Consider the following 21,819-nt stretch of genomic DNA (forward strand, 5'->3'; position numbering starts at 1 on the left):
ACTACGCCGGTCGATTAGCTTGCAAGGCCCGCACGGCGTGCCGCCGGGCCCGTTCATATCAGGGGGTTGCACAGCGCCTTTTGGCACCACGCCGCCGAAATAACTTGTCAAACAACCACAGCCTCGGAAAACACCCTTATTCGGGGTCGATTTCGTTGAACTGGCAGTACTCTTCCCAGGCCATGCCCAGCGCCTCGGCCACTTCGCGATGGGTTTCCAGGCGCATGGCCTGGAGCTGCTCGGGGCTTTCGGCAATCAGTTGCAGCGCCAGCTCCCAGGGCTGGATGCCCTGCTCATCGGCGGCATCCTCGAAGGCCCACTCGATCTGCTGGGCCTGCTCGCGCGCATCGAGCTCGCGGATTTCTTCGAGCAGTTGCGGGTTCGCCTCGGCGAATCGCTGCAGCGCCAGGGCCTGGCGGGCTTCTTTGGCAATCATGGGTAATCCTCTACCGGCATACGGGCCGGGGTTTCAACCGGCTGAAATCTATCAGCTTTTATTGGGGTGCCACCAGAGGATTACAAGGGCCGCACGCATTCTTGCCAGCCAATAGCACATTCCTACGCAAGCGAAGTGCGCCTGGTGCCAGAGCACACCCCTGCCCACTCCTGAATCAGCCACCCGGCAAAAAGCAAAAGGGCAGCTCATGGGCTGCCCTTTTTACCGCCATGCCCTCAACAACTTGAAAGCACGCGCTTATATCAGATGGTGCGGACGAAGAGACTCGAACTCTTACAGCTTGCGCCGCTGGAACCTAAATCCAGTGTGTCTACCAATTTCACCACGTCCGCGCAACGCAGAAAAAACAAAAGCGCCCGATTATACAATCAAGGCGCCTTCGAAGAATATGGGGTGGACGATGGGAATCGAACCCACGACAACTGGAATCACAATCCAGCGCTCTACCAACTGAGCTACGCCCACCATATTGCGGTGTTGCTATGTTGCGGTACTGCCTACAGAAGCATGGTGCGGACGAAGAGACTCGAACTCTTACAGCTTGCGCCGCTGGAACCTAAATCCAGTGTGTCTACCAATTTCACCACGTCCGCGTAGCGCTTAAAACAAAGGCGCCAGATCTGCATCAAGGCGCCTCTGAAGAATATGGGGTGGACGATGGGAATCGAACCCACGACAACTGGAATCACAATCCAGCGCTCTACCAACTGAGCTACGCCCACCATATCGCTATACAGCCTTACTTGCTTGCCCAAGCTGCCTAATGGCGCACCCGGCAGGACTCGAACCTGCGACCATCCGCTTAGAAGGCGGATGCTCTATCCAGCTGAGCTACGGGCGCATAAGCTAAAAGCCTAACCGAACGAGTTACAAACCACCCATTCTGCCCGACTCTGCCAACCAGTGCTAGGCTGTGCCCGACAAGTGCGGCGAATCTTATAGGCGAGCCGTAGGAGCGTCAACACCTTTCTCAAAAAAATTTAAATTATTTAAGGGGTTAGGGGATTTGCCCGACCACCCGCCTTTGCCCTCGGGCCATGTCGTGCGAGAATGCGCCCTCTTTATTGTTCCTTTCTCGATGGTTAATCACGCGTCTATGACTGCACACCTAATCGATGGCAAGGCGATCGCCGCCAACCTGCGCAAAGAGATCGCTCAACGTGTCGAGGAGCGTCGCCAGCAAGGCCTGCGCACGCCGGGCCTGGCGGTGATCCTGGTCGGCACCGACCCTGCCTCCCAAGTCTACGTTTCGCACAAGCGCAAGGACTGCGAAGAGGTCGGCTTCATTTCGCAAGCCTTCGACCTGCCCAGCGATACCACGCAGCAAGCCCTGACCGAGCTGATCGACCGCCTCAACGACGACCCGGCCGTCGACGGCATCCTCCTGCAACTGCCGCTGCCGGCGCACCTGGACGCCTCGCTGCTGCTCGAGCGCATCCGCCCGGACAAGGACGTCGATGGCTTCCACCCCTACAACATCGGCCGCCTGGCCCAGCGCATCCCGCTGCTGCGCCCCTGCACGCCAAAAGGCATCATGACCCTGCTGCAAAGCACCGGCCAGGACCTGTACGGCATGGACGCGGTCATCGTCGGCGCGTCCAACATCGTCGGCCGGCCGATGGCCATGGAGCTGCTGCTGGCCGGCTGCACCGTGACCGTCTGCCACCGCTTCACCAAGGACCTGGCCGGCCACGTCGGCCGGGCCGACCTGGTGGTCGTGGCCGCCGGCAAGCCGGGCCTGGTCAAGGGTGAGTGGATCAAGCAAGGCGCCATCGTCGTCGACGTGGGCATCAACCGCCAGGACGACGGCAAGCTGGTGGGCGACGTGGTCTACGAGACCGCCCTGCCCCGCGCCGGCTGGATCACCCCGGTGCCGGGCGGCGTCGGCCCGATGACCCGCGCCTGCCTGCTCGAGAACACGCTGTACGCAGCAGAAGAGCTGCACAAGTAACATGGCGTGAAATGAAAACGGCACCTCAGGCAGGTGCCGTTTTTTTTGCCTGCACGCACGGCAATCCTGGCACTGCCAGGCAACACAGCCGATTCGGCTGCCACGGCCTTGAAATCAGCCGGTCCCGCTGCCCCGCCTCCCTGTTTCAGCCAACCTTGGCTCCGCGCCCGCGGGACAATAGCCCTGCGCCCACTCTGAGAGCGCTGCTGCAGGGAGACCCCCATGACCCGCTATATCGACGTGCAAGACATCGCCCGCCTGGTCAACCGCAAGGGCCTGGCCACCTGCCTGATGGAAATGGCCGAATACATCCGCCAGGACTACCTGCGCTGGCCGGCCTTCGAGAAATGCGCGCGGGTGGCCAACCACTCGCCCGAGGGGGTGATCGAGCTGATGCCGGTTGCGGACGCCAACCTGTACGCCTTCAAATACGTCAACGGCCACCCGAAGAACACCCGCGTAGGCCTGCCCACGGTCATGGCCTTCGGCACCCTGAGCGAAGTGCGCTCCGGTGCGCCGCTGCTGCTCAGCGAAATGACCCTGACCACCGCGATCCGCACCGCCGCCACCTCGGCCCTGGCGGCGCGCTACCTGGCACGGGAAGAAAGCCGCAGCATGGCGCTGATCGGCAATGGCTCGCAAAGCGAGTTCCAGGCCATCGCCTTCAAGACGATGCTGGGCATCGATGAAATCCGCCTGTACGACACCGACCCCAAGGCCACGGCGAAACTGGTGGCCAACCTGGCCGGCCGGCCCGGGCTGAAGCTGATCGTCGCCCACTCCGTCGCCGAAGCCGTACGCGGCGCCGACATCGTCACCACGGTCACCGCCGACAAGCGCAACGCCACGATCCTCACCCCAGACATGATCGAGCCCGGCATGCACCTCAATGCCGTGGGCGGCGACTGCCCTGGCAAGACCGAACTGCACCGCGACATCGTCGAGCGCGCGCGGGTGATCGTGGAGTACGAGCCACAAAGCCGCGTCGAAGGCGAAATCCAGCAGATGCCCGCCGGCTCGCCGGTGACCGAGTTCTGGCAGGTGCTGGCAGGCAAGGCCCCGGGCCGCGAGCACGCCGCGCAAGTGACCCTGTTCGACTCGGTAGGCTTTGCCCTGGAGGACTACTCGGCGCTGCGCTACGTGCTGGACACCGCGCGGGCCTTGAACATCGGCCAGGGCATCGCGCTGGTGCCCTCGCTGGAAAACCCCAAGGACTTGTATGCCCTGCTCCAGCCCCGGGTGGTGGGCATTCGCACCACGCCCAAGGCCGGTAGCGCATGTGCCTGATTGACCAGGGGCTGCACGCCAGCCCCTTTTTGCCTAACCTGTGCATGCCCCTTCGACAAAGAAGCCGACGTGCATGGACACCCAGGACACCCCACCGCCGCTGGACCGCATCGACCACGCCATCCTCGATGTGCTGCGCGTGGATGGCCGCATCACCTTCGAAAAGCTCTCCAGCCTGGTCCACCTCACCCCGCGCCCGTGCCTTGAGCGCGTGCGCAAGCTGGAGCGACGCGGCGTGATTCGTGGCTACGGCGCAATCATCGACCCGCACAAGGTCGCCCCGGGCCTGTCGCTGCTGGTGCTGGTGGCCCTGTCCAACCAGCGCGGGCGCGTCGCGCAAAAGGCCTTCGAGGCCGCCATGCGCGCCTGCCCGCAGGTGCACGAGTGCCACTTGATCAGCGGCCATTTCGACTACAGCCTGCAGCTGCACTGCCGCGACATGGAGCATTACCGGGTGCTCAGCGAAAGCTGGATGAACACCGAAGCCCTGCACATCGACAAGCTGGTCGCCCACCCGCACCTGGCCGTGGTGAAAAGCAGCGCAGGTACTGTCGACGGGTAGTGCCTATCTACCCGCGCTCCTGCCATCGGCATCGCTAGCCTCCCTGCTCCCCCCTCCCGCAGGAGCAGACGATGACGCATGCACACCACACCCACCTCGCCCTCATCCAACGCCAGATCCCCGACTGGCTGCGGCAAGCCAGCCCAGAGCAGCGCGCCGAACTGGCGCTGCTGATCCGCGACAGCCAGCAACAGACGCAGCGCCTGAAGCTGGCCCTGGCGCCCTTGCAGCCGATCGATGCCTTCTGCAAGCCGCTGCTGGAACACGCGCTGGCACGCTGGTTCCCGCAAACGCCAGTGGCGAGCCTGCTCCAGGCGCAGGTGTCGTTTACCGGTGACGCCCCGCGCAAGCACCTGTCGATGCTCGAAGCCGCCCTGCAAAATGCCGAAGCCGACACCCCTGCCAAGCTGCTGGCAGCCGACTTCAGCCCATTGGCGCTGGATACCGCGACCCTGGTCCGGGGCATCCGCAACCTGGACCTGGGCCAGCGCTACCGCGCCCACCTGGGCGATATCGTCGATAACGACGCTTTTCGTGCCCTGCTCGAAAAGCAGGACCGCAGTGCGTTACGCGCCGAACTGGCGATGGCCACCCTGCGCGGGCACCTCGACAGCCACGGCCAGGCGCTGGCACGGGCAGTGCTGGAAGACCAGGCGCAGATCACCCGCGAAAGCGGCAGCCGCGTTGTCCAGCGCCAGTTCATCACCCTGTTCGGCACGCCGCTCAATGGCCCGCTAGTCATTCAGTTGCAGGACCCCAGCGCAGACGAAAGCTGCCTGCTGTACCTGCCCGGCGACCCACAAGGCGCGCTGCGCCAGCATGCCTCGCTGGGCGAACTGCGAGCCGCGCTCACCGACCGCCTGGCCGACCATGACTTCCGTGCCTTCTTCATCCGCCACGTCCCCCTGCCGGAGCAGGCCGGTTTCCTCCAACGCCTGCGCGAAACCCTTTACCCCCACTACCCCTACGCCGAACTGCACCCCACCCCGCCGGTGCTGGACAAGGGCGACAGGTTCAGCTGGCTCAGGCGCGCCTTCCCCGGCCCGCGTGACATCTGGCAGGAAACCCGCGACAAGAACGCCAGGCTGCCACTGGGCCTGGAGCAGTGGCCAGGTGACTGCTTCAAGGCGCGCGCACGCACGCAGGTGGAGCGCAAGTTCATCGATGCCGCCAGCATTGCCGTACCCGTCGCTCAACTGGACGCCAGCGCACTACTGGCGCGCCTGGAAAGCTGGCTGGGCGCCGGGCTGACGGTGCTCAACCTGGCCAGCTTCTTTGTGCCAGGCCTTGCCGAATTGATGCTGGTGGTGGGTGGCGCGCAGATCGTCGACGAATTCCTCGATGGCGTTCACGCCGCCAACGCGCAAGACAGCGACGCGGCCATCGCCCACCTGTTCGGCGTGATCGAGAGCCTGGTGCAGTTCGCTGCGCTGGGCGCCGTGGAAGCACTGAGCGTACCCGCAGGCCCACTGCAGGGTTGGCATCTGGTCGACAGCGAGGCCGGCACTCGGCTGTGGCACGGCGACCTTGCACCCTTCCACCGCGAAGCACCAGGGCAGCTGACCGTGCGCGCCGATGGCCTGCATCAGGGGCAAGGGCGAACCTGGCTGAAAACGCCCACCCACAACTACCCGCTGGAGCAGGCCGGCAATGGCGGCCGTCGCCTGGCCGCAGCGCCAGGGCAGCGCGTGCGGCCGAGCTTGCAGGGCATGGAGCCCGGGCCGTGGATCTTCGCCCATGAACAACCGCTGCACTGGGATCGCGCACAGCTGTTGCAACGCCTGGCCACCAGCGCGAGAGATATGGACGCGCCTGCACTGCAGCGCGCCTTGCAATGCAGCGGCTACGACGAAGCGGTGCTGCGCCGGGTCATGGTCGATCGCGAACCCGCCCCGGCATTGCTGCTCGACGCCCTGGAGATGCTCGGCGGCCAGGTCCCGCCTGCGCCCGCGCGGGTAGCCCAGGGCGAGTTGCTGGCACGGGATTTCCCCTCGCTCAGTGCCCGGGCACAAGCCGAGCTGCTGGCCCAGGCACGCCCCGCCGACCTGCTGCAGATGCAACGCACCCAGCGCCTGCCCCTGCGCCTGGGCGAGTCCGCCCGCCTGTACCTGAGGGAAGCCCGGATCAACCGCGCCCTGGCCCGCTTGCACCAGCCCGGCGGCCCGGTCGAAGATCGCGACGCCCTGGTGTTCGGCGCCCTCGCGCAGCTGCCCGGCTGGACGGGCGAGGTTCGCATCGAACTGCGCGAAGGTTCGGTTTCCGGCCGACTGCTGCAGGCCTGCGGCCCGGAGGCGCTGCCGGCGAAACGCATCGTTCGCAGCGAAAAAGGGTACGAGCCGCTCAATGAGCAAGGCGAGGCCCTGGCCAACCGGGCGGACATCTTCCAGGCGCTGCTCAATGCCCTGCCCGACAGCGAACGCACCGCCCTCGGCCTGCAGATCCATGAGCCCGACGCGCTCAAGGATGCCCTGCTCGGCCTGCTCGGCCTGCTCGCCAGCGATCGCGCCTCGGCAGCGCGGCACCTGGGCATGCAGCCGGTGCGCCCCTGGTACCGTTTGCCACGGCGGCTGCCCGGCGGCCAGGTCGGCTATCCCTTGAGCGGGCGCGGCCTGGGCTGGGTCAGCGAAGACGAACTGTTCAACCGGCTGTTCCCCTCCACCGAGCCACAAGCGCACCAGGCGCTGCGCCAACGCCTGCTCCAGGAAGCAGGAGGGCAACCGTTGAGTGCGTTGCTCGAACGCCTCAGGGGCGAGTACCTGCAGCTCGAAAGCACCCTTCAGCTGTGGATCCATGACCCGCATGTCGCCAACGGCACCTCGCTGGAGGCACAGCGCGCAGTGCGCGGTGAAGCGGCCAGGCGCCTGCGCATGGCCTGGCGCCGCGAATCGACCCATGCTGCCAGCAGGGTCGACCATGTGATTCTCGAGCTCGATGGCCACAACCTGGGGCAGTTGCCCACCCTGCCGGCACCGATGCCCCATGTGCGGCAGCTGCGGATCACCTACCTGTCCGGCTCAGCGGTTGACAGCCTGGATGATTTCCTTGGCGCCTTCTCCAACCTGCAGACCCTGGACCTTGAGTACAACACGCTGGAAGCCATCCCGCCCTCGATCGGGCAGATGGATGCCCTGCAGAGCCTGGACCTGTCGAGCAACAGCGTGGACCTGGCCGAGGCTGCCAACCTCGAGCTGCTGGCCGGGCGGCGCAACCTGCGGCGGCTGAACCTGGGCAACGCGCTCGACGATCTCCCGGTCGCCGCGCTGGAGCGGCTGGCGAGCCTGCCGTCGCTGACTACCCTGGCCATCGACAACAATGGCCTGAACCTCACCACCGAGCACTTCGAGGCGTTGCAGCGCTGGCCGTCGCTGATCGACCTGAGCATGACCAGCAACGACACCACCCTGAGCGAAGAAAGCCGGGCCGCACTCGCCCGCCTGAACCGCATCCAGACCCTGTTCCTCGGCGAAAACCCGCTGGACCTGGCACCCGATGTCAGCGGCTGGCACCAGTTGCAGGCCCTGGACCTGCAGCAAACCGGCATAGACGAATGGCCCACCGGCCTCACCGAGCTGATGAACCAGCGCCCGCTGCAACTGCACAGCCTGGACCTCAGCGAGAACGAGCTCACCGAAGCCCCTGACCTTCAGGGCAGCGCGTTCGCCGAGGCGGTGCATGGGGCCGAGCCACGCGCCTCTTTCGACTTCGACAACAACCCGTTCACCGAGCAAGCCCACCAGCGCCTGGCCGAAGCCGGGTTGCCCGCGCTCGGCGACGTCGAGGTCGAAATCCCCTGGTACATCGACTGGCCTGACGAATTGCAGGAGCACCACGCGATGACCGCCGACGACCCCTCATGGCAGCCGCTCTACCAGTTGTTCGAGCGGCTGACCCTGACAGCCGACTACCAGAGCCAGCCAGGCCTCGTGCGCACCCGCATGCAGCACGTGCTGCGCACGCTCAGCGAGAACCCCGGCGAAGCAGCCGAGGGTGGATGGGGCCGGGCGCAGTTGCACGAGCAGGTAATGGAGGCGATCGACGATGCCACCCAAGGCTGCGTCGATCAGGCCAGCCTGCTGTTCCAGCAGGTCGAAACCGACGTGATGCTGTGGGACGCGGTCAACACCGCGGCGCCCGGCACGCACAGCGAGCAGGTGGCCCTGAACAGTGCTGCCGGCCTGCTGCGCCAGCAGCGCCTCGACGAGCGCATCGGCGACCTGTTCAATGCCCGCGTGGCCCGGCGCCGGGCACTGGCGCAAGCGGCTGATGCGCAAGCACGTGAAGCTGCCCCAGCGCTGGACGCCGACGACGACCTCAACGACGTTGCACTGACCGAGCCGGACTACAACGTCGACGAAATCGAAATGGCCCTGCACGCGCGCATGCAGCTACGCGGGCCGCTCGGGCTACCGCCGCAACCGCAGGTGATCCGCTTCGACTACCTGGCACGCCTGAGCCCGGCGACCGTCAACCGCCTGGGCGCTGGCGTAAACGCGCAGGTGGACGCCGCCCTGTTCAGCCAATGGGCATGCGACCAGCGCTTCTGGCAGCAGTGGCTGCGCCGCCTGCGTGCCGGGGAATTCCAAGCGCTGGCCAGGGAATGGGAGGCGGCAAGCGAGTACCACAGCGAACTGACCGAGCCCACGCAGAGCCTGGGGGACTACACCGGGCCACGCGTACCGGCGGCCTACATCGATGCACTGGAGCGCGAACTGGGCCACATCGACGGCCTGCAGTGGCGCCAGGGCGGCGCCTTGCAGCGGGTCGACCTGGTGTCCGGGCGCCATGCCGATGAAAGCGCCATCTACCAGCGGGCCAGCGAGTTGCTGCTCAGCACCCGCAAGGCAGCCGAAGACGCGCTGCTGCGCAGCCTGACCGAGGCCATGGCCAGCACCCTCACCTGAACCGGCTAGGCATCCTGCCATTCGCTGGGTTGCCGATAACCCGCCACCCACGGCACCACCTGGGTGGCGGGCATCGGTGGGGCAATGCAGTAGCCCTGCGCCAGTTCGCAGCCCAGCGCCATCAGCACCCGCCCATGCTCGACACTTTCCAGCCCTTCGGCCACCACCTCGCGGCCGAAGGCCCGCGCCAGGCCGATCACCGCGCCGGTCAGGGCCAGGTCGTCCTGGTCGTGGAGGATGTCGCGCACGAACGACTTGTCGATCTTGATGGTCTGGGTCGGCAGCCGCTTGAGGTAGCTCAACGACGAGTAACCGGTGCCGAAATCATCCAGGGAAAACCGCACGCCTAGCGCCTGGCAGGCTTCCAGGCAGCGGCTGACATGCTGCAAGTTGTCGATCGCCACCGACTCGACGATCTCCAGGTCCAACCGGGCTGGGTCGACATGCGGATAGGCCGCCAGCAACTGTTTCAGCCGTTCGACGAAATCGCCACGCTGCAAATGCCGCGCCGCGATGTTCACGCTCAGCGACCAGGGCTTGCCCAGCCGCTGCCAGGCCAGCAGGCGCTGCAAGGCCTGGGCGATCACCCACTCGCCGATCTCGACGATCAGGTCGGTCTGCTCCACTAGCGGCAGGAACTCGCCGGGCAATACCAGCTCGCCCGAGGGGCGCTGCCAGCGCAGCAGTGCCTCGAAGCCCAGCACCTGGCCGGTGCGCAGGTTGACCTTGGGTTGATAGTGCAGGCTCAGCTCGCGGTTGCGCAGCGCCCAGCGCACCCGCGCCACGGTCTGGTGGGTGGCCTTGAGCTCGAGCTCCTCGGACACATCGAACACCTGGTAGCGGTTGCGCCCGCGCTGCTTGGCCACGTACATGGCCTGGTCGGCATGGCGCACCAGGGTGTCGGCGTCCTCGTCATCCTGCGGGAACAAGGTCACGCCGATGCTGGCGCTCAAGGTCAGGCGCTGCTCGCGGATCACATAGGGCGCGGCCAGCGCCCGCAACACCCGCTGCAGGGCCATATGCAACTGCTGGGGGTTGTCGACGTGGCGCAGGATCAGCACGAATTCGTCGCCCGACAGCCGCGCCACGGCATCGCCGCCACGCAGGATGCCCTTCAACCGCTGCGCCACTTCCACCAGCAGCAGGTCGCCGGCCGCGTGCCCGTAGCCATCGTTGACCGCCTTGAAGCCGTCCAGGTCGAGCATGCACACCGCCAGCGCAATATCTTCCCGGCGCGAGAAGGCCAAAGCCTGGTTGAGCAAGTCGGACAGGTAGGCGCGGTTGGGCAGGCCGGTGAGCACATCGTGCCCCACCCGCCACTGCAAGGTGTGCAGCAACTGGCGCTTCTCGGTCACATCGAAGCGGATCGACACATACTTGCGCACCTTGCCGCTGGCCGGGTCCACCAGCGGCACCATGGTGCTGTCGACCCAGTACAGCGAGCCGTCCTTGGCGCGGTTGCAGATCTCGCCCTTCCACACCCTGCCCGCCGCCAGCGCCCGCCACATGCCGAGGAAGAACTCCGGCTCGTGCAGGCCCGAATTGAGAATGCGGTGGTTGGCCCCCAGCAGCTCCTCGCGGCTGTAGCCGGAGATGCTGCAGAACTGCTGGTTGACGTAGGTGATACGCCCGCGCAGGTCGGTTTCGGAAAAGATCGCGGCCGCGTCCACGGCCGCACGGTAGTTATCGTCCATAAGCATCCTGCTTCAGCGGTTGAAGCGCTCCACCAGGGCGCGCAAGCCGGCGCACACCTGCTCCAGCTCCGCACCGCGCGAGGCGGCGGCGTTGGCACTGTGGGCGCTTTGCTGGGCAATGCCCGCCACGCCATTGATCTGCCGCGAAACGTCCTCGGCCACTGCCGACTGCTGCTGCGAGGCGGTGGCCATCTGCTGGCTCATGCTGCTGATGCGCTGCACTGCATCGCGGATGCCATGCAGGGTCTGCTGCGCCTGCTGCACCTGGGCCACGCCCTGCTCCGCTGCCGCGCTGCCCTGGCTGGCCATGCCCACGGCCTGCTCGGCGCCGCTGCGCAGGGCGTCGATGATGCTCTGGATGTGCAGGGTCGATTGCCGGGTCTTGTCGGCCAGGGCGCGCACTTCATCGGCGACCACCGCAAAACCGCGGCCTTGCTCGCCGGCCCGCGCCGCTTCGATGGCGGCATTGAGGGCCAGCAGGTTGGTCTGCTCGGCGATGGCGCGGATCATCCCGGTGGCCTCGCCAATCCCGGCGCACTGGCCGGCCAGGTGCAGCACCGCCTGGTTGATCTGCTCGACGGTGGCGGCCAGCGCCTGGATCGCCGCGCCACTGGCATCGGCCACCTGGCTGCCCTGCTCGGCCAGCAGGTGCACGGTCTGTGCTTCGCCTGCGCTGAGTTGCACATGGCTGGCGACCTCGCTGATGGAGGCGGCCATCTCGGTCATCGCCGTGGCGCTGAGGTCGGTTTGCGCGCGTTGCTCCAGCAGCGCCGCCTCGGTGCCGCGTGACAGGCGCCCGGCGTCCTGGGCGGCCACGGCCATTTGCGTGGCCAGGTCGCTCAGGCGCGTGAGCGCGGTCTTCAGGCGCGCTTCTTCGCTGGTCAGCACCAGTTGCAACTGCCCGGCCGTACCGGGCAGGTCGCTGTAGGTCAGCGCGGCCAGCGGGTCGGCGAAGGTGCCTTCGGCGCCCTCGATCACCTGCTGCATCTGCCGGCCGAGGCTGTTGCGCATCCACAGCCCGTAGGCCGCGAACAACGCCAGGGTCAGGCCCTGGCCGGGCAACCCGGGCCAGAGCTGGTTGGCGCCCACGGCAAGCACCCCGCCCAGCAGTGGCAAGGCCAGCGCCTGGCCCAGCAGCGCCAGCCGGCGGCCCGCAGGCAGGGGGGCCTTGCCCTCGGCCAGGCGCGCGTACAACGCCTCGGCCCGGCGCACCTGCTCACGGCTCGGGCAGACCCGCACCGACTCGTAGCCCACCACCCGCCCGCCTTCGCGTATCGGTGTGACATAGGCATTGACCCAGTAGTAGTCGCCATTGCGGCAGCGGTTCTTGACGATCCCCATCCAGCTCTTGCCGGCCTTGAGGTAGCGCCACATCAGCTCGTACACCGCCGGCGGCATGTCCGGGTGGCGTACCAGGTTGTGCGGGCTACCGATCAGCTCGGCTTCGCTGTAGCCGCTGATGGCGGCGAATTCGGGGTTGCAGTAGGTGATCAGGCTGGCGGTGTCGGTGGCCGAAATCAGCCGCTGATCCTGGGGGAAACATTGCTCGACCGGGGTTACCGGCAAGTTGAGGCGCACGATGAGACTCCATTCACTGACGGCCCGGACGCTGCCCTTTGGCAGCCATCGGAACCGATCCACGTCGATCCGCTCCAATGTGCAAATGTGCATCCAGCAGCCCGGGCCTGGCGCCCGATCGGGCTGGATGCGCGACGTTGACTATCCGGTCAAGCCAAGAATTCTACGAAATCCGTCACAAAAATGAAATGAAAGTGATGAAATATGGCGTTGTGCTATATGGATGAATATCGTTAAGTTCTTGATTCTGCATGGGAATTAAGTGATGACGAGATCAGGTCTGGGTTTTGCCCTGCGCCGCTACCGCAAACTGGCGGGTCTGACGCAGGCACAATTCGCCGAACGGACCGGTTTCGATCCCAAGACCATCAGCCGCTTCGAAACCGGCACCTACAGCCCCAGCATCGACGCCCTGTTGATGTTCGCCGGGGTACTGGGCATCAAGCCCAAGGAATTCTTCGCCGAACCCGACGACGAACAGGAGCAGCGCGCCTATCTGTTCGGCGTCATCCACAACGCCCCGCCCAAGGATCTTGGCAAGCTGATTGCAGCGGTCGACCAGGTGCTGGCCAAGCCCTGACTCCGTTCGTCCCACCGCTTGAGTGACCCTTTCCCACCCACGCACCGGACTAGAGCCCGGCAGGCCATCGTGCACCACAACTGGTCAGACCGGTAAGGCCAAAAACCCTTGCCTTGTAGGAAATTTCGCGGTTTTATGGCTCCGCGCTAAACAAACCGGTAAGACCACAAAAATAAATAAGTCCTGCGCTCTTTCGCCCCGTGCGGCACCGAAGCAAGGACACCGACAGAGATACCTCCCATGCTCAAATGGTGCTCGCGTTCGATCTTCCTGCAAGTGGTGCTCGGCCTTGCCCTCGGCATCGCCTGCGGCCTCAGCTTCCCCGACCTTTCCCTGCAACTCAAACCCCTGGGCGACGGCTTCATCAAGCTGATCAAGATGCTGATCGGCTTGATCGTGTTCTGCGTGGTGGTCAGCGGCATTTCCGGTGCCGGCGACCTGAAGAAAGTCGGCCGCATCGGCCTCAAATCGGTGATCTACTTCGAAGTGCTGACCACCATCGCCCTCGTCATCGGCCTGGTGTTCGCCTTCAGCAGTGGGATCGGCAGCGGTGCCAACATCCACCTCGACCAGCTGTCCAGCGCCGACGCCAGCAGCCTGGCCGAGCGTGGCCAGCACATCCACGGCGCCACCGCGTTCTTCATGGACCTGATCCCGACCTCGGTGGTGGGCGCCTTTGCCGACAACAACATCCTCCAGGTCCTGCTGTTCTCGGTGCTGTTCGGCAGCGCGCTGAACCTGGTGGGCGAATCGGCGGCCGGCATCTCGCGGCTGATCAACGAACTGAGCCACGTGATCTTCCGCATCATGGGCATGATCGTGCGCCTGGCGCCGATCGGCGTGTTCGGCGCCATCGCCTTCACCACCAGCAAGTACGGCCTGGAATCGCTGCAGCACCTGGGCGGCCTGGTGGCGCTGTTCTACCTGACCTGCGCAGGCTTCGTGCTGATCGTGCTGGGCACGGTGATGCGCATTTCCGGCCTGAAGCTGCTGCCGTTCATCAAGTACCTGCGCGAAGAGCTGACCATCGTGCTGGGCACCGCCTCCTCCGACGCCGTGCTGCCGCAGATCATGCGCAAGCTCGAGCACCTGGGCATCGGCAGCTCCACCGTCGGCCTGGTGATCCCCACCGGCTACTCGTTCAACCTCGATGGCTTCTCCATCTACCTGACCCTGGCCATCGTGTTCATCGCCAACGCCACCGGCACGCCGCTGGAAATGACCGACCTGCTGACCATCCTGCTGGTGTCGCTGGTGACGTCCAAGGGTGCCCACGGCATCCCAGGCTCGGCGCTGGTGATCCTCGCCGCCACCCTCACCGCCGTGCCGGCCATCCCCGTGGTGGGCCTGGTGCTGGTACTGGCGGTGGACTGGTTCATGGGCATCGGCCGAGCCTTGACTAACCTGATCGGCAACTGCGTGGCCACGGTGGCCATCGCCCGTTGGGAAAAGGACATCGACCTTGAGCGCGCGCAGAACGTGCTCGATGGCAAACCCGGCTTCGCCCATGCACCGCGCAAGGCCGCCAACGCCCATCAACAGGAATTCTGAGCCCATGTGGCCGGCGCTGGCGCCGGCCCTTTCAGGAGCGAAACGTGATCAGCTCATCGACCGTCGTCACCTCAGTGGTGGAAAAACTGCGCCAAGCCCTGGCCCGCGGCCAATGGCGCTCCGGCGACATGCTGCCGGGCCAGCGTGAACTGGCCGAGCAACTGGGCATCAGCCGCCCCAGCCTGCGCGAAGCGGTGACCGTGCTGGAAACCCTGGGCCTGGTGCGTTCGATGCCGGGCAAGGGCGTGCTGGTGCTGGACGCCGAGGCCGCCACGCTGGAAACCGCCAGCGATACCGCCGCCGCCAGCCTGGCCGACGTGCTGGAGCTGCGCTACACCCTCGAACCCTTCATCGTCGGCCTGGTGGCGCAGTCGGCCAACAGCCAGGACATCGGCCAACTGCGCCTGACCCTGATGGACATGCGCGAAGCCCTGGAGGCCGATGACAGCGAGGCCGGTGCCAAGGCCTACATCGCCTTCCACGAAGCGCTGTTCGCCCTGACCACCAACCCGATCTTCCAGAGCGTGGTGCAGCAGACCGGCAATGCCCTCAAGCAGAGCGCCGGCATGCTGCGCAACTCGCCCGAGCACCTGGCCGCGCGGCTCAAGGAAAACGAAGCGGTGGTGCGCGCCATCCGCGAGCGCAACAGCGCCCAGGCCAGTGCCCAGATGCGCTTGCACATCCTCGCCGAGGGCCAGCGCATGGGCATCGAACTGAACATCCCGGACGACCATCCGCAGCCCTGACCCAAAGGAGAGCGACCATGACCGCCTGCGCCCACGCCGCCCCCCGCCTGCCTGCCCTGCTCGCCGCCGGCGAAACCCGCCTGTCGGCCGAGCAGATCTACCCACGCCTGTTCGACGCCATCCTCGAGCAGCGCCTGCCGCCTGGCAGCCTGCTGCCCGAACAGGCCCTGGGCAACGCATTCGGCGTCAGCCGCACGGTGATCCGCCGGGTGCTCGGGCGCCTCTCGGACCAGCAGGTGGTGGTGCAGCGCCCCAGCCACACCGCGCACCTGGCCGCCCCGGACCCGCAACAGGCGCGCCAGGTGCTCAGCGCCCGGCGCCTGGCCGAAACCACCTTGATCAGCCTGGCCGCGCAGCGTGCCCGGCCGGCGCAGGTGCGCCAGTTGCGCCAGCTGGTGGAGCGCGAACGCCAGCATCACGAACGCGGCGAGCGCTGTGCGGCGATCCGCCTGGGTGGCGAGTTCCACCTCAAGCTCGCCCAGGTGGCCGCCAACGCACCGCTGGCACGGTTTCTCAATGGGCTGGTGCCGATGACCTCGCTGATCATCGCCCGCTACGAATCGCCTTGCTGCGACCACTGCGCCTGGCAGGAGCACGCGGCGATCATCGATGCCGTGGAAGCCGGTGACGAAGGGGCGGCGCTGGCGTTGATGCACGAGCACCTGGACCGTCTGGAAGACAAGCTGAACCTGGAGTGAATGGGCCGCTGCAGCTGTGGCAGCCGGCTTGCCGGCGATGGGCTGCAGCGCAGCCCCCAGCACCGCGCCCTATACTCGGATAACCGCCCAGCCTCTACCCCAGGGAGGCCACCGAGTGAGCTTGCGCATCCCCCTGCTGCTCTGCCTTGTGCTGGCCCTCGCCGGCTGCGCCGGCAAACGCCCTGCTCCGCCGCCGCCGCCCGCCGTACTCAACCCCGCCGCCTGGCAACGCATCGACCAGGAGCTGATCGATGCCTCGGTCGGCGCCGCAGGCTCGGCCAACGACTATGCGCGGCGCTCGATGCGGGTGTGGAAGGAGCAGGTGCAGCAGCGCACCGAGAGCGATTTCATCCCCTGGTTCACCGGCTACTGGACCCAGCAATGGCTGACCCTCAAGGTGGCCTGGTACAAGCTCGACAGCGGCGAAGGCCGCGAGCCTGCGGAAAAACGCCTGGCCCTGTACCTGCAGGAGCAGTACCACAAGCGGGTGATCGACCCGGTGGCTGAGCAGATCAACCCCGAAAGCATCCGCGACCGCGCCTGCGAGCTGTACATCCAGCTGTTCGGCCAGCAGTTGCCGGCCATCATTCAGCGCTACAACGCCCCGCCCGAACAGGTCAGCCAGCGCCTCAACCGCATCCCGGCGATCAACCTGGGCCCGCCACCGGCGCGCAATGCCAGCCTCTACCAACTGCTGCGGGCCAAGGCCCTGGACCAGCAACCCGCCTGGCTGGCCCTGCGCGAATACCTGCATCAACAAGCCGCCAAGGGGCCAGGCAGGACCGATGTCGGCCTGTCATCGGTGGCCAACCGGGCCAGCGAAAAACTCGGCGCCACGCTCGCCCCACGGGGCATCGCCAGCGCCGTGGCGAGCGCGGTGGGCAAGGTGGCCGGAGCGATGATTTCGGTGGCGGCGGCGGGCTACGGGATGATCACCCATGACCGCGACCACCCGGAGATGGTCGAGCAGTTGCGGGTGATCCTCAACGTGGCGCTCAACCAGGAGTGGCAGGAGTTGATGGAAAACCGCCAGAGCGGGGCCATGGCGGGGGTGTACTACTTGTCGGGGCAGGTCGAGGACAGCCTGCTGGCCAGTGCGCCACGGGCGCAGGAGCCGGAAGAGGTGCCACAAGTCCAGCAACCGTTGCTGATTCGCCTGCCCTAGCGGCGCCTCAGGCAGTGGCCATGGCCGATGTCGGCAAGCCAAAGATGCGATCGAACGCCCAGTTGTAGGCAAAGGTGTAGCACGGCACCAGAATGATGAACGCCAGGTCCACCAGAAACGCCTCGACCAGGCTCATGCCCAGCCACCAGGCAATCAGCGGAATCAGGTACACCACCAAGGTCAGCTGGAACCCCACCGCATGCGCCACCCGCCGCGCCACGCTGCGCCCGCGCTTGGCCTGGCGGCTTTCCCAGTACTCGAACAGGCTGTTGTAGATCAGGTTCCAGAGCATGGCGATGGTGGTGATCATCACCGCCAGCGGCCCGGTGTGCGAGGCCTGGGTGTCGGACAGATACGCCAGCCCCAGGGTCGACATGCACAGCCCGATCAGTTCATAGAAGGTCACATAGACCAGTTTGCGTTTGACTCCCTGCACCGGGAAAACCTCATGTCGCGAAAACGAAGGGCGCAAGGATGCTTCAATTAACCTGACAGAAAAAGTTGGCAGCTTTCAGATTAACTGACAGCATGCGCCCATGAACTTTTCCAGCGACAACATCCTGCTGTTTCTCGCCGTGCTCGACCGCGGCTCGTTCTCGGCAGCGGCCCGGGCCTTGCACCGCGTGCCCTCGGCGGTAAGCATGGCAATCGGCAACCTGGAGGCGGAGCTGGGCTATGCCCTGTTCGAGCGCGGCCCACGCGAAGTGCGCGCCACCGCCCAGGCCCTGGCGCTCGAACCCCACGCGCGGCTGATCGCCGAACAGCTGGGGCTGTTGCAGGTGCATGCGCTGGAGCTGTCCCAGGGGCTGGAAAGCCGCCTCACCGTGGCCGTGGTACCGGACATCGACCACCGCCCCCTGCTGGCCGCCATCGCCAGCCTCGGCGAGCGCTTTGCGCTGCTCGACATCGACTTGCTCAGCGCCCCCCAGGACGAAGCCCTGCAACTGCTCGACAGCGGCCGCGCCGACCTGTGCGTGGCCTTCGCCGGCCTGCAGGTCGATGCCCGGCGCGGCTTCCAGCACGTCGGTACGCAAACCCTGGTGGCGACCCTGGCGCCCCATCACCCGGCCCTGCGCGAAGGCCGCATCCGTAACCTTGAAGACCTGATCGAGGTGCGCCAGATCCTGGTGCGCAGCCGCGACCTGCCGCTGCTCGACCCGCGGGCGCTGATCGGTGCCACGCACTGGTCCACCGACAGTTTCGACCTGGCCCTGCAGATGGTCGAAGCCGGCCTTGGCTGGGGTGACCTGCCACTGGCCCGGGTCGCGCCGCTGATCGCCAGCGGCCGGCTGGTGCGCCTGGCGTTCGGCAACACGCGCAACGAACTGCAGTTGCCCATCCACGCCCTGTGGCGCAAGCAACAACCGCTGGGCCAGGCAGCTCGCCTGCTGATCGAGCAGCTGGCGCACCGCTAGGGGTGCCGTCCGTCGCCTGCGGCGCAAGACAATGCGCCGGCATTTCAATGTTTTACCGCCCGCGCCGATAGCTCAGGAGACAGGCCCCGCCAGCGCGCCACAAGCGCGCGGCGCCCTCCCCTCCATGGCTTAAGGTCTCGAAACATGAACCTGAAATTTCGCCACAAAATCCTGCTCAGCGCCTGCGGCGTCGTGGTGCTGGCATTCGCCCTGTTCACCCTCTACAACGATTACCTGCAACGCAACACCTTGCGCCAGAACATCGAAGCGTCGGTCCAGCAGGCTGGCGCCCTGACCGCCAGCAGCGTGCAGAACTGGATGAGCGGGCGCATCCTGGTGCTGGAAAACCTCGCCCAGGACATCGCCACGCAAGGGGCCGGCGACACGCTGGCCGGGCTGATCGAGCAACCTTCCTACACGCGCAACTTCCTCTTCACCTACCTGGGCCAGGCCAACGGCGTGTTCACCCAGCGCCCCGACACGCAGATGCCCGCCGGCTACGACCCGCGCCAGCGGCCGTGGTACGCCAGTGCGGCGAACGCCGGGCAGACCGTGCTCACCGCCCCCTACCAGGGCGCTGTCGGCGGCCTGATGGTGACCATCGCCACCCCGGTCAAAAGCAAGGCCAGCGGCGAGTTGATCGGCGTGGTCGGCGGCGACCTGACCCTCGACACCCTGGTGCAGATCATCAATTCGGTCGACTTCGGCGGCATCGGCCATGCCTTCCTGGCCGACAGCGAAGGCCAGGTGATCGTCAGCCCCGACAAAAGCCAGCTGATGAAGAACCTCAAGGACATCTACCCCGGCAGCGGCCTACGCGTGGCCGCGGGGATGCAGGATGTGCAGCTCGATGGCCAGGAGCGGCTGATCTCGTTCGCCCCGGTGGCCGGCCTGCCGTCGGCGCAGTGGTACATCGGCCTGTCGATCGACAAGGACAAGGCCTACGCCGCCATCGGCCAATTCCGCACCTCGGCGGTCATCGCCATGCTCATCGCCGTGGTCGCCATCGCCGTGCTGCTGGGCCTGCTGATCCCGGTACTGATGCGCCCGCTGACCACCATGGGCCGGGCCATGCGCGACATCGCCGAGGGCGAAGGCGACCTGACCCGGCGCCTGGACGTGCAGCACAAGGACGAGTTCGGCGAACTGGCCAGCTCGTTCAACCGCTTCGTCGAGCGCATCCACACCTCGATCAGCGAAGTGTCCTCGGCCACGCGCCTGGTGCATGACCTGTCGGAGCAGGTGGTCAACGCCTCCAATGCCTCGATCATTGGCTCCGAAGAGCAGAGCATGCGCACCAACAGCGTTGCCGCGGCGATCAACCAGCTGGGCGCCGCCACCCAGGAAATCGCCCGCAACGCCGCCGACGCCTCGCAGCATGCCAGCGGCGCCAGCGAACAGGCCCACGGCGGGCGCGAGGTGGTGGAGGAAACGATCAGTGCGATGACCGCCCTGTCCCAGCGCATCAGCGAGTCCTGCGCACAGATCGAAACGCTCAATGCCAGCACCGACGAAATCGGCAAGATCCTCGACGTGATCAAGGGCATTTCCCAGCAGACCAACCTGCTGGCGCTCAACGCCGCCATCGAGGCTGCGCGCGCGGGCGAGGCTGGGCGCGGCTTTGCTGTGGTCGCCGACGAGGTACGCAACCTGGCGCACCGCACCCAGGAGTCGGCCGAAGAGATCCACCGCATGATCACCGGCCTGCAGGTGGGCTCACGCGAGGCGGTGCACACCATGAACACCAGCCAGGTGTCCAGCGAGCAGACCGTGCAGGTGGCCAACCAGGCCGGCGTGCGCCTGGCCAGCGTGACCCAGCGCATTGGCGAGATCGACGGCATGAACCAGTCGGTGGCGACCGCGACCGAAGAGCAGACGGCGGTGGTCGAGAGCCTGAACCTGGACATTACCCAGATCAACGCGCTGAACCAGCAAGGGGTGGAGAACCTGAATGAAACCCTGCGCCATTGCGATGCGCTGGCGCAGCAGGCCGGGCGCTTGAAGCAACTGGTGGGCAGCTTCCGCATCTGAGGTGAGCCCATCGCCGGCAAGCCGGCTCCCACAGGCAATATGCTGCAGCCAAAATCGCATGAAACCTGTAGGAGCCGGCTTGCCGGCGATTGGGCTGCGCAGCAGCCCTAGGCCACCGCCACCTTGCCCTGCCTGCCGCGCCGCAGCCAGGCCAGCAACACCGCCGCCATCAGCACGAACCCCAGGTAGCCGAACAGCGGATACACCTGCCCCACCAGGCTGATGAAGCCCACCAGGCTGCAGACGAACGCCACCACCCCGGTCACCACCGAGCCCCAGCGGAACTTGGCGGTGCCCGCCGGCAGCAGCCGGGACAGGAACGAGAACAGCGTGCCCACCGCCGTGTTGACGATCATGCCGAAAATGATCAGGCACATCACCAGCCCCAGCAGCGGTGAAACCTCGTTGGCAATCGACAGCATCGGCATCGGCAGGTCGGCGACGCTGTCCAGGCGCGACAGCAAGCCTGCGCTCATCACCAGCATCAGCCCACCCAGCGCGGCGCCGCCGAGCAAGCCGCCCCATATCGCGGTCTTCTCGCCCTTGGCCGAACCGCCAAGAATCGCCAGGATCGGCGCGCCGGCGACGATGTTGTACGACACATACAAGAACGCCCCCAGCAGCCAGTGGCGCGTACCGGCCTGCTGCTGGCTGGCCAGTTGGTCGAGCATGGCGAAACTCTGCCCGCGGGTGAACACGGCATACAGGGCGATGGCCGAGGCCACCAGGATCAGCAGCGGGGTGATGGCGCCGATGGCGACGATCACCTTGCGCACGTCCAGACACACGATGCCCACCACCAGCAGGGTCACCAGCACGCTGCCGGTCAGCGCCGGGATGCCGAACTGCTGCTCCAGCAAGGCACCGCCGCCGGCCAGCATGACCACGGTCACGGCGAACATGAAGAAGGTGATCAGCCAGTCGACGAACAAACCCAGGTGGCGCCCGCAGATGGCCTGGATCACATCCTTGTGCGACGTCGCCCGCTGGCGATTGCCAAGCGCCGCCAAGGCCATGCCCAGGAAGGTGAACAGCGCGGCGCTGACCAGCGCCCCGGCCAGCCCCCAGACGCCGAAATCGACGAAGAACAACAGCAATTCCCGCCCGGACGCAAAGCCCGCCCCTACGATCACGCCGACGAAGGCCCCGGCGATCTTCAGTTGTTCTTGCATGTGAACCTCAGGTTATTTTTGTTGTGTGTGG

16 protein-coding genes, 5 tRNA genes and 1 pseudogene are annotated in these 21,819 nt (G+C 66.2%); 11 read left to right on the plus strand and 11 right to left on the minus strand.

Annotated elements, in window-relative coordinates; genetic code table 11:
* Positions 1-136: 136 nt before the first annotated feature.
* The 6 genes from L6D75_RS20705 to L6D75_RS20730 form a co-directional block, all read right to left on the minus strand.
* On the minus strand, positions 137-436 hold the full coding sequence (locus L6D75_RS20705; RefSeq protein WP_039603708.1) for a DUF6388 family protein: 300 nt from the start codon (positions 434-436) through the stop codon (positions 137-139).
* A gap of 268 nt (positions 437-704) precedes the next feature.
* A tRNA-Leu gene (locus tag L6D75_RS20710) sits at positions 705-789 on the minus strand.
* 57 nt (positions 790-846) lie between these two features.
* Positions 847-922 (minus strand) — tRNA-His (locus L6D75_RS20715).
* A gap of 43 nt (positions 923-965) precedes the next feature.
* Positions 966-1,050 (minus strand) — tRNA-Leu (locus L6D75_RS20720).
* Between the two features lie 53 nt (positions 1,051-1,103).
* Positions 1,104-1,179 (minus strand) — tRNA-His (locus L6D75_RS20725).
* A gap of 42 nt (positions 1,180-1,221) precedes the next feature.
* A tRNA-Arg gene (locus L6D75_RS20730) sits at positions 1,222-1,298 on the minus strand.
* Between the two features lie 255 nt (positions 1,299-1,553).
* Here L6D75_RS20730 and folD point away from each other — a divergent pair.
* The 4 genes from folD (at position 1,554) to L6D75_RS20750 (ending at position 9,158) form a co-directional block, all read left to right on the plus strand.
* Entirely contained in the window at positions 1,554-2,408 is an 855-nt protein-coding gene (gene folD / locus L6D75_RS20735; RefSeq protein ID WP_176512100.1) for a bifunctional methylenetetrahydrofolate dehydrogenase/methenyltetrahydrofolate cyclohydrolase FolD, read from the plus strand.
* 222 nt (positions 2,409-2,630) lie between these two features.
* The gene (locus L6D75_RS20740; RefSeq protein ID WP_176512101.1) at positions 2,631-3,695 is read left to right on the plus strand and encodes an ornithine cyclodeaminase; all 1,065 of its coding nucleotides are present in this window, start codon (positions 2,631-2,633) and stop codon (positions 3,693-3,695) included.
* Between the two features lie 73 nt (positions 3,696-3,768).
* The gene (locus L6D75_RS20745; protein ID WP_176512102.1) at positions 3,769-4,257 is read left to right on the plus strand and encodes an Lrp/AsnC family transcriptional regulator; all 489 of its coding nucleotides are present in this window, start codon (positions 3,769-3,771) and stop codon (positions 4,255-4,257) included.
* A gap of 71 nt (positions 4,258-4,328) precedes the next feature.
* On the plus strand, positions 4,329-9,158 hold the full coding sequence (locus L6D75_RS20750) for a dermonecrotic toxin domain-containing protein (protein ID WP_176512103.1): 4,830 nt from the start codon (positions 4,329-4,331) through the stop codon (positions 9,156-9,158).
* 5 nt (positions 9,159-9,163) lie between these two features.
* Here the strand turns inward: L6D75_RS20750 and L6D75_RS20755 are convergent, their stop codons facing one another.
* From L6D75_RS20755 to L6D75_RS27645, 3 genes and pseudogenes are all read right to left on the minus strand, one after another.
* Positions 9,164-10,852 (minus strand): putative bifunctional diguanylate cyclase/phosphodiesterase, encoded by a 1,689-nt coding sequence (locus L6D75_RS20755; protein ID WP_176512104.1) that lies wholly within the window; start codon positions 10,850-10,852, stop codon positions 9,164-9,166.
* A 12-nt stretch (positions 10,853-10,864) separates the two neighbouring features.
* Positions 10,865-11,863 (minus strand): methyl-accepting chemotaxis protein, encoded by a 999-nt coding sequence (locus L6D75_RS27640; protein WP_443096554.1) that lies wholly within the window; start codon positions 11,861-11,863, stop codon positions 10,865-10,867.
* 237 nt (positions 11,864-12,100) lie between these two features.
* Positions 12,101-12,523 (minus strand): annotated as a pseudogene (locus L6D75_RS27645) (PAS domain-containing protein); the annotation flags it as partial.
* A 172-nt stretch (positions 12,524-12,695) separates the two neighbouring features.
* On the opposite strand from L6D75_RS27645, the gene L6D75_RS20765 reads away from it, so the two are divergent.
* The 5 genes from L6D75_RS20765 (at position 12,696) to L6D75_RS20785 (ending at position 17,170) form a co-directional block, all read left to right on the plus strand.
* Positions 12,696-13,010: a helix-turn-helix domain-containing protein gene (locus L6D75_RS20765; protein WP_176512106.1), complete on the plus strand. Its 315-nt coding sequence runs from the start codon at positions 12,696-12,698 to the stop codon at positions 13,008-13,010.
* Between the two features lie 240 nt (positions 13,011-13,250).
* The gene (locus L6D75_RS20770; RefSeq protein WP_176512107.1) at positions 13,251-14,561 is read left to right on the plus strand and encodes a C4-dicarboxylate transporter DctA; all 1,311 of its coding nucleotides are present in this window, start codon (positions 13,251-13,253) and stop codon (positions 14,559-14,561) included.
* Positions 14,562-14,605: 44 nt separating this feature from the next.
* Positions 14,606-15,307 (plus strand): FadR/GntR family transcriptional regulator, encoded by a 702-nt coding sequence (locus tag L6D75_RS20775; protein ID WP_176512108.1) that lies wholly within the window; start codon positions 14,606-14,608, stop codon positions 15,305-15,307.
* Positions 15,308-15,324: 17 nt separating this feature from the next.
* Complete coding sequence (locus tag L6D75_RS20780; protein ID WP_176512109.1) at positions 15,325-16,005, plus strand: GntR family transcriptional regulator; 681 nt, start codon at positions 15,325-15,327, stop codon at positions 16,003-16,005.
* 115 nt (positions 16,006-16,120) lie between these two features.
* Positions 16,121-17,170, plus strand: coding sequence for a hypothetical protein (locus L6D75_RS20785; RefSeq protein WP_176512110.1), 1,050 nt, complete (start codon positions 16,121-16,123; stop codon positions 17,168-17,170).
* Between the two features lie 7 nt (positions 17,171-17,177).
* Here L6D75_RS20785 and L6D75_RS20790 read toward each other — a convergent pair whose 3' ends face one another.
* On the minus strand, positions 17,178-17,606 hold the full coding sequence (locus tag L6D75_RS20790) for a PACE efflux transporter (RefSeq protein WP_176512111.1): 429 nt from the start codon (positions 17,604-17,606) through the stop codon (positions 17,178-17,180).
* Between the two features lie 100 nt (positions 17,607-17,706).
* Here L6D75_RS20790 and L6D75_RS20795 point away from each other — a divergent pair, with 100 nt between their 5' ends.
* The gene (locus L6D75_RS20795; protein WP_176512112.1) at positions 17,707-18,585 is read left to right on the plus strand and encodes a LysR family transcriptional regulator; all 879 of its coding nucleotides are present in this window, start codon (positions 17,707-17,709) and stop codon (positions 18,583-18,585) included.
* 144 nt (positions 18,586-18,729) lie between these two features.
* Positions 18,730-20,616 carry a methyl-accepting chemotaxis protein McpA gene (gene mcpA, locus L6D75_RS20800; RefSeq protein WP_176512113.1) on the plus strand — a complete coding sequence of 629 codons (1,887 nt, stop codon included), beginning with the start codon at positions 18,730-18,732 and terminating at the stop codon, positions 20,614-20,616.
* A gap of 107 nt (positions 20,617-20,723) precedes the next feature.
* Here mcpA and L6D75_RS20805 read toward each other — a convergent pair whose 3' ends face one another.
* Entirely contained in the window at positions 20,724-21,788 is a 1,065-nt protein-coding gene (locus tag L6D75_RS20805; protein WP_176512114.1) for a YkvI family membrane protein, read from the minus strand.
* Positions 21,789-21,819 lie beyond the last annotated feature (31 nt).

The sequence above is a fragment of the Pseudomonas faucium genome (assembly GCF_021602585.1).
GTDB lineage: Bacteria > Pseudomonadota > Gammaproteobacteria > Pseudomonadales > Pseudomonadaceae > Aquipseudomonas > Aquipseudomonas faucium.